The following is a 14,894-nucleotide window of genomic DNA, read 5'->3' on the forward strand; positions in this document are numbered from 1 at the left end:
GTCAGTCTTTCGCCGATTGAAGCTTGTCGCGCAGGAAGGCGAAGGGTCGGCTGATGTCGGCCACCAGCGCCTCGCGCGCCGCCTGCGCATCCTGCTTCGCAAGTGCCGCTACGATGCGACGATGATAGTGGGCGGTATCGACCTCGCCGGCCTCGGAGAAGGCGTATATGGCGACACGGATGCAGGGGCCGGATTGCAGCCACAGGCTCTCGATCATCGGGATCAAGACGGCCGAGCCGCAGCAGCGGTAGATCTCGAAATGAAAACTCTGGTTGAGCGTCGCTTCGCGGTCGATATCCTTCTTGTGCTTCAGCGCCCGCATCTCGTCCCACTCACCGAGCATGGTTTCGATGGTGGCGATCTGGCGCGGCCCCATGCGCGTGGCGGCAAGCGCGATCGCCTCGCCCTCGATAAGCGAGCGGGCACGCAAGAGATCGTCGATGCGCTCCAGTGTGATCGGCGGCACGCGCACGGAGCGATTGGGCAGCGCCTCCAGCGCCTGTTCCGTGATCAACCGTCCAAGCGCCTCGCGCACCGGCATGGTGCTGGTGACCAAGGCGTCAGCCAGGCCGCGGATGGTCAGCACCTGGCTCGGCTCGAACAGGCCGCCGATCAAGGCGCGGCGCAATTCCGAATAGACGCGATCCTGTACGGTCTCGCGACCAACCGGCGTCAGCTGGGCCGCGATCACCTCGTTGTTTCGCTCAATGGCAGCCTTTTGCATGGGTCTCCCGGTTCTTGCCCCGTTTTCGGCTTGCGGAGAAAATTAAAGCCGATTAGCGTGATCAAAGCAAGTGTGATCACAAATCAAAAAAATCGCAAAGCGGCACCGACCGCTCGGCCAGAGGGTGTATGAGCGAGGCAACCACACGGCAGGAGGAGACCCGCGCGCCGGTTCTGGCGGCGAAGCACGTCGTCAGGCGCTTTGGCGGCCTCGTCGCGGTCAATGACGTCTCGTTCGAGGTCCGGCCGGGCGAAATCCTCGGCCTCATCGGCCCGAACGGCGCCGGCAAGACGACGATGTTCGATCTGCTCGCCGGCAGCATCCTGCCTTCCAGCGGCGAGATCTTTCTCAACGGCACGCTGGTCTCGGGGGAAGCGGCGCACCGCCGCATCGGCCGTGGCCTTGGCCGCACCTTCCAGATCCCCCGGCCGCTGCCCAACCTGACGCTGATCGAAAACGTCATGCTGGCCGCGCAAGGCCAGGCTGGCGAAAGACTGCTCGCCAATTTCCTGACACCGCGGCGGGTCGCCACGGAGGAAAGGGCCGGCGAGAAAAAGGCCCTGGAGCTGCTTGAGCTGGTCGCACTGACCCATCTGGCGCATGAGCCGGCGCGGGTGTTGTCCGGCGGCCAGCGCAAGCTGCTCGAACTGGCCCGCGTGATGATGGCTGACCCCGCGATCATCCTGCTCGACGAGCCGGCGGCCGGCGTCAATGCAACGCTGCTCGAAGTCATCATCGACCGCATTCGCGACATCAACGCGCGCGGCATCACCTTTCTTTTGATCGAGCACAATATCGACATGGTGAGCCGGCTCTGCCACCGCGTGCTGGTCATGGCGAGCGGCCAGTTGCTGTGCGAAGGCACGGCGGACGAGGTGGCGCGCGATCCGCGCGTCATCGAGGCCTATCTCGGAGGCGCGGCATGAGCCAGACCGTCCTCGATGTCCGCGACCTCGAAGCCGGCTACGAGCCCGGCGTGCCGATCGTGCGCGGCGCCTCGATCACCGTCAGCAAGGGCGAGATCGTCGTCGTGCTCGGCCCCAACGGCGCCGGCAAGTCGAGCCTGATCAAGGCCATCGCCGGTCTCGTCCCGATCACATCAGGCACGGTGACGCTGGACGGCAAGGACATCACGTCCGCACCCGCCCACACCATGGTCCGCCTCGGCCTCGCCTTCGTGCCGCAGACCGAAAACATTTTTCCACTGATGTCGGTGGAGGACAATCTGAAGGTCGCCTGTGGCATCCTGAGGCCGCGCGAGACGCCTGCCCGCATCGAGGAAATGTACGCGGCGTTTCCCGACCTTGTGCGTCAGCGCAGGACCGTTGCCGGCAATTTGTCGGGCGGACAGCGGCAGATGCTGGCGGTCGCCCGCGCGCTGATCGTGCATCCCAAGGTGCTGGTGCTCGACGAGCCTTCGGCTGGCCTGTCGCCGAAATTCGTGGCGATGGTGTTCGAGATGCTGGCCGGCATCCGCAAATCCGGCGTCACAATCCTGCTGGTCGAACAGAACGCCAAGGCAGCACTCGCCATCGGCGACCGCGCCTATGTGCTGGTCGAAGGCAAGGACCGGCACGAGGGCGTTGCCTCGGAGCTGTGGAACGATCCGGTCGTCGCCGAACTCTATCTCGGCCAGCGCCGAAAGGCCTCCGAGAAAGGGAGCGCGGCATGAATCTGCAATTTGTCGTCGACGGACTTTTGACGGGTTCGATGATCGGCCTCGGCGCCATCGGCGTGACGCTGACCTATTCGATCCTGCGCTTTTCCAACTTCGCCCATGGCGACTTCATGGCCTGGGGCACCTATGCGACGCTGGCCGTCGTCAGCGCCATAGGTGCTGTGGTCGGCAAGGTGGCGCCGATTGCGCCGCTCTCCTTCGGCTGGCCGCTGATCGCAGCACTCATCATCGGCATGGCGCTGACCGGCCTGCTGGCGCTGCTGCTCGACCTTGTGCTGTTCGCGCGGCTGCGCGCCAAGGGCCAGGCGATCATCGTGGTGATGGCGAGCTTCGGCGCCTCGATGGCGCTCAGAAGCCTGCTCGAATTCACCTTCACCTCGCGGCCCACCTATTTCAGCCGCGCCATCCAGATCGCCATGCCGGTCGGTTTCGGCATCCGCATCACCCCGGACCAGATCGCGCTTTTGCTGCTGACCGCCGTGCTGGTGCTTGGCGTGCACCTGTTGATGACGCGCACGCAAACCGGCCGCTCGATGCAGGCCCTGAGCCAGAATGCGGCGCTGGCCCGCATTGTCGGCATCGACGTCGCCAAGGTCGTGCGCGTCACCTGGCTCATCGGCGGCGCGCTTGCCTGCGTCGCCGGTGTGATGATCGGCATTCTCATCCAGATCCGCCCGTTCATGGGTTTCGACATGCTGCTGCCGATGTTTGCCGCCGCCATCCTCGGCGGCATCGGCAGCGTGCCGGGCGCCGTTCTCGGCGGCCTGATCATCGGCCTCGCCGAAGCCGGCGCGGTGCAGTTGATCGGCGCCGAATGGCGAGCGGCGGTCTCCTTCATCATCCTGATGGCGGTGCTGTTCGTGCGGCCCGTCGGCATCTTTGGAGTGAGGGAACGCTGATGGATCTGCTCGGCTACGGCGCCTTCTTCCTGACCACGGCGCTGATCTTCTCGCTGGTCACTCTGGGGCTCAACCTGCAGTGGGGGCTGACCGGGCTGTTCAACGTCGGCCTTGCAGGCTTCGTCGCCATCGGCGCCTACACTTCGGCGCTGCTGACCACGCCCGATGATGCCGCGCGGCTGGGCGGCTTCGGCCTGCCGATCCTCGTCGGCTGGCTCGGCGCCATGCTGGTTGGTGGCGTCGCCGCCGCCATCACCGGCATGGCCACGCTGCGCCTGAGATCGGATTATCTGGCGATCACCACTTTTGGTGTCGCCGTCGTCGTGCAACTGGTGGCGCTCAATGCGCAGAGTTTGACTGGTGGCCCTTTCGGCATCGGCTTCATCCCCCGCCCTTTCGGCAGCCTCGCCGAAACGCCGCTGCTGTTCAATCTGTCGAACCTAGCTGTCGTCTCGGCAGTGACGCTGGTCGTCTATTTCGCGCTCGAGCATCTGTCGCGCAGCCCCTGGGGACGGGTGCTGAAGGCGCTGCGCGAGGATGAGCGGGCGGCGATATCGCTGGGCAAGAGCGCGCGTTTCTACCGCGTGCAGGCCTTTGCCGTCGGTGGTGCCATCATGGCGCTGGCTGGCGCGCTGCAAGCGCATTTCACCGGCTTCATCGCGCCGGACAATTATCTGCCGATCCTCACCTTCCAGGTCTGGGTGATGCTGATCGTCGGCGGTTCCGGCAGCAATCTCGGTGCCGTCATCGGCAGCATCCTGGTCTGGGCGATTTGGGCGGGGTCAGGCACATTGACCAGTGTGCTGTTCCCGTCGGAACAGCAGGCGCGCGCCGCCGCGCTGCAGATCGTCGCCATCGGCGTGATGCTGTGCGTCATCCTTCTGGTCCGGCCGAACGGTCTGTTCGGCGACAGGCCGTTGCGGGCGCGGTTCGGCAAGACTGCGAAAGCGACGGCGGGCGAGAGCAAGTGACGAAAGACATGACCGGCTCGCGTGGCCTTTCGCTGTGGCACGCCATCGGCCGCAATTGCCGTGAGCGGCCGGCCCTCAATGGCGCACTCGATGTCGATCTGGCGATCGTCGGCGGCGGCTTTACCGGTCTTTCCACCGCGCTGCACGCCGCCGGGAAAGGCCTCTCCGTTGCCGTTCTCGAAGCCGAAATCATCGCCTGGGGCGCGACCGGCAGGAATGCCGGCTTCGTCGTGCCGAACTTCGCCAAGATGGACCCGGTCGACATCCTTGCTCACCTCGGGCCAGAGCGCGGCAAAAGGCTGATCGATTTCGCCGCCGGCAGCGCCGACCTGGTTTTCCGCCTGATCCGGCGGCACTGTATCGACTGCGACGCCATGCAGAGCGGATGGATCCAGCCGGCACATTCGCTGGCCGCTTTCGAAAAGGTCAAATCGCGTGCCAGCCAGTGGACAGGGCGCGGCAGGCCTGCCGTCACGCTGGACAGGCAGGCGACCGAGGACCTGACCGGGGCTCGCGGCTATGTCGGCGGCTGGATGGACCGTTCGGGCGGCGTGCTCAATCCGGTCGACTATGCGCGTGGGCTGGCCGATGCGGCGGAAAAGGCCGGCGCGCGCATCTTCGAGCACACGCGCGTTACATCCATCGATCGGATGGCGGACGGCTGGACTGTCAAGACGGCGGCTGGGTCAGTGCGTGCCGGAAGGGTGCTGATCGCCACCAATGCGTATGGCGGGGCGCTCAGTCCGACGCTGCAGCGAACCTACTTTCCCCTCAGGGTTTTCCAGGTCGCCACGGCGCCGCTGCCGCGCGAGATACGCAGCCGCCTGCTGCCGGGCGGGCAAGGCGTCGGCGACACCAGGCGCAATCTGTTCACCTTCCGCTTCGACAGTGAAAACCGGCTGATCAGCGGCGGCATGCATATTTTTGGACCCGGTGCCGATGCGCGGGTGCCGCAGAAAATCTGGCGGCGGCTGGCGAAGCATCTCGAGCTTCCCGACCTGCCGCCGCTTGAATACAGTTGGTCGGGGATGGCCGCCGTCGAGCCTGATTTCCTGCCCCGCCTTGTCGATCTCGGGCCGGGCCTGATCGCCGGCTTTGCCTGCAACGGGCGCGGCATCGCCATGACCACGGCGATGGGAAAGGTGCTGGCCGACTGGGCGCGTGGAACCGATGCGCGCGACCTGCCGCTGCCTTTTGCGCCGCCGTCGCCGATCCCGTTGCATGGCCTGATGCGGCATGCGCCGAACATGCTGCTGCCGTGGAGCATGCTGCGCGACCGGCTGGACGCGGCAGCCTAGCCCTGCTGCTCGATCGATTCGTGGCCCTCATGCCGGCGAGCAGCGGCAGGCCATACCGCCGCAGCAGCAGCGACCAGCATCAGCAGCGCCGCGACCATCGCACACGTGGCATATCCAAACCCGGCATAGAGCGGTCCAAAGCTGGTGGTGCCGACAAAGACCGCGAAGTAGGTTACCGCGCTGTTCAACCCCATGATGGTGCCGCGCCGCGAAGGATCGAGCGCGGTGAGACGCATCACCAGCACGTTCAGTCCGAAGTGATTGGCGAGGCCCCAGATGGCCACCATCGCCAGCATCAGGCCGAAGCTGCCGCTCGCCGCAGCAAGCCCGACATAGACGATGGCGACGAGCAGGTAGGCGAATGGCATGACGCGTCGTGCGCCCAGGCGATCGATTGTGCCGTCAAGAAGTGCTGCCGTGCCGAAGCCGGCGCCATAGGCAAGTGCTGCCCAGCCATTGGCGCTGACCGGCTGCCCCAGGCCGCTGTGAAGGTGATCGCCGAGATAGCCATAGACCCCGTAGAAGGCGGTCATGAAGGCGCCGCAGGCGATCAGAAGCGGCACGATGCCGGGAATGCGCAATGCAGCCAGCGGCGTCGGCGCCGGCCCGCTTTTCCTGACGTCGCTTAGTGAGGTTATGGTGAGGCCGGCCAAGGCAAGAACCGCAAGAAGTGCTACCGCCGCGAAGACGGCGCGCCAGTGCACGAGGTCGGCGAGCACGGCCGACAGTGACACGCCGGCCACCATGGAGACCGTCCAGCCGGTCAGCACGACGCCGATCGTGCCGCTTTCGCGGCCGGGCGGCGCGATCGCTGCCGCACTGGCATAAATGGCCGGCATGGCGACGCCGGCGGCAAGGCCGGCGACCGCCTGTGCCGCGACCAGCGCGAATACCGTCGGCGCCAGCGCGCTGGCGAGAAGTGCAACCGCCAGCAACAGCAGCGCGCCCTGCAGCATGCGGCGGGCGCCGACGCCGTCGATGTAGCGGGCGAGGAACAGGGCGCTTGCCGAGGTGCCGAGACCGAAGGCGGCCGACGCGGCCATCACCGCCGGCACGCTGGTGCCGAAGGATGCCGCCACCGCCGGGGCAATCGGACCCAGAACCAGTGAGTTGGAGCCTATGACGGCGATGCAGCCGGTCAGCAGATAGGCCAGCGCCGGGATCGGCTGGGATGTCGTTGCGGCTTGATGCGCGTTCGTCATCGGAGCATAGTGACCGAACTGAATTCCGCGACAATAGGGAATTTCGATATGGATGAAGAAACAGATGGCATTCCGCAGAACAGGCCTGCCGCCCGGGATCTCGACGCAATCGACCGAAAAATATTAGGCGTCCTGGTCGACGACGCCACCATCAGCTATGCCGAACTCGGCGATCGTGTCGGCCTTTCGCCGCCGGCGGCCCATGAGCGGGTGAAGCGGCTTCGGCGCAGCGGCGCCATCCGCAACACCGCCGCGATCATCGATCCCAAGGCGGTGAAGAAGCCGCTGCTTGCCTTCGTGCACGTCGACACCAGCGGCTGGGGCAAGACCCCGGAACTGATGGCGATTTCCGAGCACCCGGAGGTCGAAGAGATCCATTCGGTGGCCGGCGATACATGCATGCTGATCAAGGTCCGCACCGAGGACACAAGGGCGCTCGAAGGCCTGCTGCAGCGCCTCTACGAAACGCCCGGCGTCACCTCTACGCGAAGCTATGTCGTGCTGTCGACCTATCTCGAGCGGCCGGTGCAGCCGGGGATCACGACGCAATGGCCGATGCCCCGGCATATGGCCACGCCGTTGTACTGATCTGCGCGATCTTCGTCTTGCCGGAGCCACAACAATCCTTCACAAACGGCACCCTATAGTGGCGATTGCGATTGTCGGGGTACGAGAGGCGCGGCTTGGAATTCGACCTGAAAACCATCGAGGCGCTGGCCTCCGATCAGGCGTCGCTGAGCGCCGCCTCGAAGCTGACCAAGCGCTCGAACTGGCCGCGGCTGGAGAAGAACGAGCAGCAGGCGCTGATCTGGGGGGAGTGCCAGGGCTCCGGCTCCAATCCGTACCGCACCGTGGTCGATACTGGCGACCACGGCTACAAATGCACCTGCCCGTCGCGAAAATTTCCCTGCAAGCACACGCTGGCGCTGATGTGGATCGCCGCCACGGCGCCGGCCAGCTTCACATCAGCCGAAACGACGCCGGAATGGGTGAATGACTGGCTTGGCCGGCGCAGGAAGACGACGCCCCAGCCGGCCGGTGCAAAGCCGGGCGCGGGAGCCAATGCGCCCGGCAAGAGTATCGGCGAGGCCGCGCAGCCACAAGAAAGCACCGTCGAAGATGCTGCCGCGGCAGAGCGCCGCGAGGCCGCCCAGCGCAAGCGGGCGGAAGACACGCGGACAGCGGTGGCGGGGGCGTTGGATGAACTCGACCAGTGGATTGCCGACCAGCTGCGGCTCGGCCTCTCCGCCTTTGCCGATGCCAGCAGCGAGCGCTGCCGCCGCATTGCTGCCCGGCTGGTCGACATGAAGGCGACGGCGCTTGCCGGACGTATCGACGAGATACCGGCGCGGCTGATGGCGCTGCGCAGCGAGGAGCGCCCCGATGCGGCGATCCGCGAACTCGGCAAGCTGGTGCTGCTGGCCAAGGCCTGGCGCTCGGCACCCGACGATCCCGAGCTCAAGCGGCTGGTGTCCACGTCCGAGACCCGCGACCAGGTGCTGGCCAATCCCGATGCGAAGCAGGTCGACAGCCAATGGGAAGTCATCGGCGAGAAGATCGAAACCCGCCGCGACGGCCTCGTCAGCCATTCGACCTGGCTGCTCAATCTGAAAAGCCCGACGCCTCAGTTTGCCCTGCTGCTCGATTTCTTCCCGGCCTCGGCCGGCCGCCGCTCGGCGGCGTTCACGCCCGGCGACCGGTTCGATGCCCGGCTGGTATTTTATCCCTCGCGCCAGCCGCTGCGGGCGCTGGTGGCAGAGCGCAAGGGCGATGTCGTGTCCGGCGCCTGGCCCGATTTCGGCCTAAGCACCATCAAGGATCCGCTCGCGGCGCATACATCGCATCAGGACGAAGCACCCTGGTCCACCGACTGCCCGCTAATGCTGCCGGCCGGCGCGATCCTGCTCGACGAGCGCGGCGCCGCCTGGTGGCAAGCGGCGCACGACCCCCAGGGAATCGCCCTGCCCGTCGCCGGCGCCGTCGATCAGACTGTGCTTGGCCTCGATCTCGAGGCGACAGCAGCACTTTGGAATGGCGCGCGGCTCGATCTCTTGGCCGCGCAAAGCGGGTTCGGGAGGCTCGATCTGTCATGAACGAGCTCGAGCAGACCGGCCTGGCGACGATGCGCGACTGCTGGATCACCGGCGGGACCACATTCGATCTGGCCCCGGCCGCGTGGAAGGAAATCGCCGGCGGAGCAAGCCCTGACGAGCGCGAGCGACGATTGCTAGCGATCGCCGCGCAGGCGCTCGACGTCGGCTTGCGGCCGGCGGCGCCGAAGACGCTGAAGCGGCGCCCGCCGCTGCCAAGGCTTGGCCTGCCGCTGCTGCCGGAGCGGTTGCGGCCGCTGTTGCGGGTGGCCCTGAGGAACGCCGCCGATGCGCGACGCAAGACACGTGTGGCGACCCTCGTCGCGAGCCGCGGCTACGTGCTGCATCCGATGGACTGGATGCCGTCGGCATCGGATCAGAACAGCCCTGACGTCTACGCCCCGTGGATCGACTGGCAAGCCAGCGTGGAGGGGCTGAAGATTGCGCCGCAGGAGCAACTGTCGGTGCAGAACTGGGATGACTTTTATCCGGCCGCGCGCCGCACCGCGCTGGCCGAGATGCGTCGCCGCGAGCCGGCCACGGCCCGTAACCTGATCGAAGCGAAGGCGCCCAGCGAACCGGCGGAAGTCCGGCTGGCGCTGATCGAACTCATGCATTTCGGCCTGACGCCTGCGGATGCGCCGTTCCTGAAAAGCCTGGCCACCGACCGCTCCGGCAAGGTGCAGGAACTGGCGGGACGGCTACTGGCAAGGCTTGGCGAGCATGGCCGCGCCGGCGATGGCGGAGCCGACGATCCTGTAGCCGAACTCGCCGCCTTCATCGCAGAAGCCAAATCCGGCTTCATCCGCCGCCGCACCACCTATGCGCCGGCAAAGCTGAAGTCGGCTGCCCAAGAAAGCCGTCGCGTCGACCTGTTTGCAAGCTGTTACCTGGTCGATCTTGTGGCGCGTTTCGGCAAAACGGAGTCTGATTTCGTCGCGGCATGGCAATTCGGTGTCGACGACAGAGCGGATCTGTCGCTCGTTCGGATGGTCGCGGTGTCTGGCGGCGATGCCACGGTGGCGCTGCTGGCGGATACACTTGTCGCGGAGGGCGGCAAGCCGGCGCTTTTCGTCTTCCACCTCATGTTGCGTTTGGACAGCGGCAGGAAGCGTACGCTGATCAGGCAAATCCTGAAGGACGGGCAAAACCTTGAAGCGCTCAACCTGGTGGAAGGCGCCGAAGCAAGCTGGCTGGAATGGGGCGACCTGACAAATGGCAAGGCGCTGTCGGCACTGCGTTCCCAGGTTGCGGGAAACGACGAGCCCGCTAAGCGAAGCGCGGACCACGCGTTGGAAACGATAGGTTTTCTTGCCACAGCGGCGACGGCGGAACGATTGATCGGCGACATCGTCGCGGTCGGCATGCCGCCGGCGGCAGCTTCGCTCGCTTTCCTGCGCCTTAATGCCGCCCTGACGGGAACCAACACATGACAATCCGGAGAACATCACCATGAACGCAGCCATCCGTCTCCCCGTCGAGCAGGCCTATGCGTCCGAACTGCAAGCGTTGGCGCGCAATGACGATCTCCAGAAGCCGGCGGGATGGAGCCTCTCGCCGAAGGCCGTGCTGACCTATCTGCTCGGCGGCAAGGCGACTGACGGCACCGTGATTTCGCCGAAATATGTCGGCCGCCGCCGGCTGATGGAAACGGCGGTGGCGACACTCGCCACCGACCGCGCACTGCTGTTGCTCGGCGTTCCCGGCACCGCGAAGTCCTGGGTGTCGGAACATCTCGCCGCCGCCATCATGGGCAATTCCACGCTGATCGTGCAGTGCACGGCCGGCACCGACGAGAACCAGATCCGCTACGGCTGGAACTATGCGCAGCTGCTGGCCAAGGGGCCGAGCCAGGAAGCGCTGGTGCCGACGCCGCTCTACCGCGCCATGGAGAGCGGCAAGCTCTGCCGGCTGGAAGAGCTGACGCGCATGGGCTCGGACGTGCAGGACACGCTGATCACCGTGCTGTCGGAAAAGATGATGCCGATTCCTGAGCTGAACACCTCGCTCTATGCCCAGCGCGGCTTCAACATCATCGCGACCGCCAACAACCGCGACAAGGGCGTCAACGAATTGTCCTCGGCGCTGAAACGCCGCTTCAACGTCGTGGTGCTGCCATTGCCTGAAGACATGGCGGAAGAGGTGGCGATCGTCGCCAAACGCGTCGACGAGATGGCCGGCGGGCTCGACCTGCCGGTGCCGAAAAATGTCGGCGAGGAGATCGCCCGCGTGCTGACCATTTTTCGCGAGTTGCGCTCGGGTGCTACCGCCGACGGCAAGGTGACGCTGAAGACGCCTTCGGGCTCGCTGTCGACCGCCGAGGCGATCGCAACCATGGTCGGCGGCCTCAGCCAGGCGGCGTGGTTCGACAGTGGCAAGCTCGGCGCCGAAGGCCTCGCCGCCAGCCTTGTCGGCGCCATCATCAAGGACCCGGTGCAGGACAAGGTGGTGCTGGAGGAATATCTCGAAACGGTGCTCAAGAAGCGGCCGGACTATGCCGGCTATTACGCGGCGCTCAACGCAGCGATCTGAGGTCATGAGCGACGTCGCCTATTTCGGCATCCGCCATCACGGGCCTGGCTCCGCCGACAGTCTGGTGCAGGCGCTGCGGGATCTGCAGCCGGTCGCGGTGCTGATCGAGGGACCCAGCGACGCTTCCGCCCTGCTGCCGCTGCTGGCGCGCCCGGAAATGCAGCCGCCGGTGGCGCTGCTTTGCTATCCCGAGGACGATCCGGCCGCGACAAGCTTCTGGCCGTTCGCCGAATTCTCGCCCGAATACCAGGCGGCGGTGTGGGCGGTGGAAAACAAGGCGGCTTTGCGGTTCATCGACCTGCCATCATCGGCGCGGTTCGCAGCACCGGCAACCGGCGACGACAAGACCGATGAGGGCGACGAAACCGAGCCCAAGGATGAAGCCGGTGAGGATGGCGAGACCGCTTCGCATCGCGACCCGATCGGCACACTGGCTGAGGCCGCCGGCTATGAGGATGGCGAAAGCTGGTGGGCCGACATCATCGAACAGAACCCGCAACCGGGTCCGATCTTCGCGGCCATCGCCGACGCGATGACGACGCTGCGCGACGGCGAAGGCACGATCGCGCCGTTCGAGGCCAAGCGTGAAGCGCATATGCGACTGGAAATCGCGGCTGCGCGCAAGGAGTTCGACGGACCGATCGCCGTCGTCTGCGGCGCATGGCACTTGCCGGCCTTGCAGGCCGCACACGCGCAGAAGAACGATCAGGCCCTCATAAAGGGGATTGCCCGGCGCAAGAGCACCATGACATGGGCGCCATGGACGGGACCGCGCCTGGCGTTGGGCTATGGCTACGGCGCCGGGGTCGTCGCGCCGGGCTGGTGCAAGCATTTGTGGCGTACGCGCGGTCGGCGCGATGCCGCGACGCTGTGGCTGGCGATGATCGCGGCGGTGCTGCGGGCGAAGGGCCATCTGGTCTCGACCGCGTCGCTGATCGAGGCCGAGCGGCTTGCCCGAACGTTGGCCGCCATTCGCGAGCGGCCGAAACCCGGCTTTGAGGAATTGCGCGACGCGGCGATCGCGGCGCTGTTCAACGGCGAAGCGGTGCTGTGGTCGCTGGTCGAGGCCGAGCTGCTGCTGGGTGCCGATGTCGGCGAGATTCCGCCCGACACGCCGCTGGCGCCGCTGATCGAGGATCTGCAGCGCAACCAGAAGGCGGCGCGGCTGAAGCCGGAGGCGCTGGAGCGCGAGCTGTCCGTCGACCTGCGCAGCGAAAGCGGGCTGTTTCGCTCGACCCTGCTGCACCGATTGAATGTGCTTGGCGTGCAGTGGGGCAGGCTGGCCGACGCCGGCCGCAGCCGCGGCACGTTTCGCGAAAAGTGGACGCTGGCCTGGGAGCCGGAATATGCCGTGCGCCTGGTCGAGAACCTGATCTATGGCCCGACCATTGAAAAGGCCGCCAATGGCCGCCTGATCCAGATGCTTGGCGCGGCGGCCAGCCTCGACACGCTGGCGGCACTTGTGCAGAGCGCCATCACGGCTGACCTGTCGGAGGCCTCGAGCGCCGGCCTTGCGGCGCTGGAGGCTCGGGCGGCGCACAGCAGCGAATGCCTGGAGATCCTGGCCTCGGTGCCACCGCTCGCCGACATCATCCGCTACGGCGAGGCGCGCAAGACTGAAACCAACCGGCTGTCCGGTTTGTTGGAACGGCTGATCGTCGAAGGCGCAATCGCCTTTCCTTATGCGGTGCGCGACCTGGACGAGCAGGCCGCCACGACCCTGGTCGGCGCGGTGCGCAAGGCCGACGTGGCGATCCGCCTGGTCGAGCCCGGCGAAGGTGTGCTCGACGCCTGGCGCAATGGGCTGACCGGCGTGCTGGAAGGGACCCGGTCGACAGCGCTGCTCGCCGGCTGCGCCGCGCATCTGCTCTACGAAGCCGGCCAGCTGTCGGCCGAGGACGCTGCCGGATTGCTCGGGCGCAGGCTGTCGCCGGGAACACTGGTTGCACAGGCGGCGGGGTTCTTCGAAGGCTTCTTCAGCACCGCCGGTCAGCGGTTGATCTATGATGAGGGTCTGCGCGGCGCGGTCGATGCGTGGCTCAAATCCCTCGACGAGGACGCCTTCATCGCGCATCTGCCGCTGCTGCGCCGTGTCTTTTCCAATCTGGACTCGATGGAGCGGCGGCGGCTGATCGAGGCCGTGCTCGGCCGCGCCGCCAGGCTGCCAGCCGGGCTGACGCCGTCGCCGGATGGCGGCGAGGCCTGGCGCCGGCACCTGGAGAAGCTTGGGCCGTTGCTGGCGGGCGGAGTATGACGATGGACGACGAAACAGACGCGGAAGGCTCGGCCACAGCACCCGCCGACGGCGGACGCGAGCGCCGCTGGCGGCTGGCGATCGGCGCCGATGACGAGGCCTCCTCAGCCCTTTCCACCGACGACAAAAAGCTGTCGTCGGCGCTCGATTCGCTTTATGGCGACGGCACCAATGCCGATGCCGACCCGCGCAAGCGGCGCGGCGGTCTCGGCCGCTCGGCGCCGCGTGTCGCGCAGTGGATGGGCGATATCAGATCGTTCTTTCCGGCGCAGGTCGTCCAGATCGTGCAGAAGGATGCCTTCGAACGGCTGAACCTGAAACAGATGCTGATGGAGCCGGAATTCCTCAAGGCAATCGAGGCCGACGTCAATCTCGTCGCCGACCTGATTTCGCTGCGCTCAGTGATGCCGGCCAAGACCAAGGACATTGCCCGCACCATCATCGCCGATATTGTCGCCAAGCTGATGCAGCGGCTGGAGCAGAAGACCGCCGAAGCGATCCGCGGCGCCCTCGACCGCTCGCGGCGCACCAACCGTCCGCGCCAGCGCGACATCGACTGGCCGCGCACCATCTCGGCCAATCTTCGCCACTACCAACCCGAGCACAAAACCATCGTGCCGGAAAAGTTGGTTGGCTTCATGCGCAAGCAACGCCGGCTGGTCGATCTCGACGAGGTTGTGCTGTGCGTCGACCAGTCCGGCTCGATGGCCAGTTCCGTGATCTACGCCTCGATCTTCGCGGCGGTGATGGCCTCGCTACCGGTCGTACGCACCAAGCTTGTCTGTTTCGACACTGCCATCGTCGACCTGACCGAGGAGCTCAGCGACCCGGTCGAAGTGTTGTTTGGCGTGCAGCTTGGCGGCGGCACCGACATCAACCAGGCGGTTGCTTATTGCGCCGACCGCATCGAGCGGCCGACCAAGTCCCACTTCGTGCTGATCACCGACCTCTATGAGGGCGGCAACGGACAGGAATTGCTGCGGCGGTTGGCGGCGCTGGTCCGATCCGGCGTCAATGTCGTGGTGCTTCTGGCGCTGACCGATCAGGGCCGGCCGGGCTACGATCCGGCAATGTCGGCCTCGGTCGCGGCCCTTGGCATTCCGGTCTTTGCCTGCACGCCCGACCTGTTTCCCGACATGATGGCGGCGGCCCTGCGGCGCGAGGATATCGGCGCCTGGGCGGCGGGCGCCGATATCAAGCTGATCCGCGCCGAGGCGGATGCACCGCAGCAATAGGCCGGCGAAGG

Annotated in this window: 13 protein-coding genes; 11 read left to right on the forward strand and 2 right to left on the reverse strand. The window is 66.2% G+C overall.

All coding sequences use genetic code 11. The annotated features are described in order from the left end of the window. Nucleotide 1 precedes the first annotated feature (1 nt). Entirely contained in the window at nucleotides 2-724 is a 723-nt protein-coding gene (locus AC1DXN_RS02815; protein ID WP_477243260.1) for a GntR family transcriptional regulator, read from the reverse strand. Between the two features lie 128 nt (nucleotides 725-852). Between AC1DXN_RS02815 and AC1DXN_RS02820 the strand changes: the two genes are divergently transcribed. The 5 genes from AC1DXN_RS02820 to AC1DXN_RS02840 are packed head-to-tail and all read left to right on the forward strand — an operon-like array spanning nucleotide 853 to nucleotide 5,570. Then, nucleotides 853-1,650: an ABC transporter ATP-binding protein gene (locus AC1DXN_RS02820; protein ID WP_477271579.1), complete on the forward strand. Its 798-nt coding sequence runs from the start codon at nucleotides 853-855 to the stop codon at nucleotides 1,648-1,650. Beyond that, nucleotides 1,647-2,396: an ABC transporter ATP-binding protein gene (locus AC1DXN_RS02825; protein WP_477271577.1), complete on the forward strand. Its 750-nt coding sequence runs from the start codon at nucleotides 1,647-1,649 to the stop codon at nucleotides 2,394-2,396. The genes AC1DXN_RS02820 and AC1DXN_RS02825 overlap by 4 nt, the downstream gene beginning before the upstream one ends. Further along, the gene (locus AC1DXN_RS02830) at nucleotides 2,393-3,301 is read left to right on the forward strand and encodes a branched-chain amino acid ABC transporter permease (protein WP_477243257.1); all 909 of its coding nucleotides are present in this window, start codon (nucleotides 2,393-2,395) and stop codon (nucleotides 3,299-3,301) included. Before AC1DXN_RS02825 ends, AC1DXN_RS02830 begins: the two co-directional genes overlap by 4 nt. Beyond that, on the forward strand, nucleotides 3,298-4,272 hold the full coding sequence (locus AC1DXN_RS02835; RefSeq protein ID WP_477272403.1) for a branched-chain amino acid ABC transporter permease: 975 nt from the start codon (nucleotides 3,298-3,300) through the stop codon (nucleotides 4,270-4,272). The genes AC1DXN_RS02830 and AC1DXN_RS02835 overlap by 4 nt, the downstream gene beginning before the upstream one ends. A gap of 8 nt (nucleotides 4,273-4,280) precedes the next feature. After that, entirely contained in the window at nucleotides 4,281-5,570 is a 1,290-nt protein-coding gene (locus tag AC1DXN_RS02840; RefSeq protein ID WP_477272401.1) for an NAD(P)/FAD-dependent oxidoreductase, read from the forward strand. Here the strand turns inward: AC1DXN_RS02840 and AC1DXN_RS02845 are convergent. Beyond that, nucleotides 5,567-6,772, reverse strand: a complete 1,206-nt coding sequence (locus tag AC1DXN_RS02845) for an MFS transporter (RefSeq protein ID WP_477271575.1) — start codon at nucleotides 6,770-6,772, stop codon at nucleotides 5,567-5,569. The two genes, AC1DXN_RS02840 and AC1DXN_RS02845, sit on opposite strands and share 4 nt — an antisense overlap. Before the next feature lie 48 nt (nucleotides 6,773-6,820). Between AC1DXN_RS02845 and AC1DXN_RS02850 the strand changes: the two genes are divergently transcribed. The 6 genes from AC1DXN_RS02850 (at nucleotide 6,821) to AC1DXN_RS02875 (ending at nucleotide 14,883) form a co-directional block, all read left to right on the forward strand. Then, nucleotides 6,821-7,360, forward strand: a complete 540-nt coding sequence (locus tag AC1DXN_RS02850) for an Lrp/AsnC family transcriptional regulator (protein WP_477243255.1) — start codon at nucleotides 6,821-6,823, stop codon at nucleotides 7,358-7,360. 95 nt (nucleotides 7,361-7,455) lie between these two features. Beyond that, nucleotides 7,456-8,865 (forward strand): SWIM zinc finger family protein, encoded by a 1,410-nt coding sequence (locus AC1DXN_RS02855; protein ID WP_477271573.1) that lies wholly within the window; start codon nucleotides 7,456-7,458, stop codon nucleotides 8,863-8,865. Next, nucleotides 8,862-10,295, forward strand: a complete 1,434-nt coding sequence (locus AC1DXN_RS02860) for a DUF5691 domain-containing protein (protein WP_477271571.1) — start codon at nucleotides 8,862-8,864, stop codon at nucleotides 10,293-10,295. Before AC1DXN_RS02855 ends, AC1DXN_RS02860 begins: the two co-directional genes overlap by 4 nt. A gap of 19 nt (nucleotides 10,296-10,314) precedes the next feature. Continuing rightward, nucleotides 10,315-11,394 carry an ATP-binding protein gene (locus AC1DXN_RS02865; RefSeq protein WP_477271569.1) on the forward strand — a complete coding sequence of 360 codons (1,080 nt, stop codon included), beginning with the start codon at nucleotides 10,315-10,317 and terminating at the stop codon, nucleotides 11,392-11,394. Nucleotides 11,395-11,398: 4 nt separating this feature from the next. After that, complete coding sequence (locus AC1DXN_RS02870; protein WP_477271567.1) at nucleotides 11,399-13,648, forward strand: DUF5682 family protein; 2,250 nt, start codon at nucleotides 11,399-11,401, stop codon at nucleotides 13,646-13,648. Nucleotides 13,649-13,650: 2 nt separating this feature from the next. Next, nucleotides 13,651-14,883, forward strand: a complete 1,233-nt coding sequence (locus tag AC1DXN_RS02875) for a VWA domain-containing protein (RefSeq protein WP_477271565.1) — start codon at nucleotides 13,651-13,653, stop codon at nucleotides 14,881-14,883. Nucleotides 14,884-14,894: the final 11 nt, after the last annotated feature.

Source organism: Mesorhizobium sp. P2_H9, assembly GCF_056403215.1.

What these genes read in the sequence shown, in the direction of transcription:
- AC1DXN_RS02815 (WP_477243260.1), bottom strand. Translation starts at nt 724, where the DNA reads ATGCAAAAGGCTGCCATTGAGCGAAACAACGAGGTGATCGCGGCCCAG.
- AC1DXN_RS02820 (WP_477271579.1), top strand. Translation starts at nt 853, where the DNA reads ATGAGCGAGGCAACCACACGGCAGGAGGAGACCCGCGCGCCGGTTCTG.
- AC1DXN_RS02825 (WP_477271577.1), top strand. Translation starts at nt 1,647, where the DNA reads ATGAGCCAGACCGTCCTCGATGTCCGCGACCTCGAAGCCGGCTACGAG.
- AC1DXN_RS02830 (WP_477243257.1), top strand. Translation starts at nt 2,393, where the DNA reads ATGAATCTGCAATTTGTCGTCGACGGACTTTTGACGGGTTCGATGATC.
- AC1DXN_RS02840 (WP_477272401.1), top strand. Translation starts at nt 4,281, where the DNA reads ATGACCGGCTCGCGTGGCCTTTCGCTGTGGCACGCCATCGGCCGCAAT.
- AC1DXN_RS02845 (WP_477271575.1), bottom strand. Translation starts at nt 6,772, where the DNA reads ATGACGAACGCGCATCAAGCCGCAACGACATCCCAGCCGATCCCGGCG.
- AC1DXN_RS02850 (WP_477243255.1), top strand. Translation starts at nt 6,821, where the DNA reads ATGGATGAAGAAACAGATGGCATTCCGCAGAACAGGCCTGCCGCCCGG.
- AC1DXN_RS02860 (WP_477271571.1), top strand. Translation starts at nt 8,862, where the DNA reads ATGAACGAGCTCGAGCAGACCGGCCTGGCGACGATGCGCGACTGCTGG.
- AC1DXN_RS02865 (WP_477271569.1), top strand. Translation starts at nt 10,315, where the DNA reads ATGAACGCAGCCATCCGTCTCCCCGTCGAGCAGGCCTATGCGTCCGAA.
- AC1DXN_RS02870 (WP_477271567.1), top strand. Translation starts at nt 11,399, where the DNA reads ATGAGCGACGTCGCCTATTTCGGCATCCGCCATCACGGGCCTGGCTCC.
- AC1DXN_RS02875 (WP_477271565.1), top strand. Translation starts at nt 13,651, where the DNA reads ATGGACGACGAAACAGACGCGGAAGGCTCGGCCACAGCACCCGCCGAC.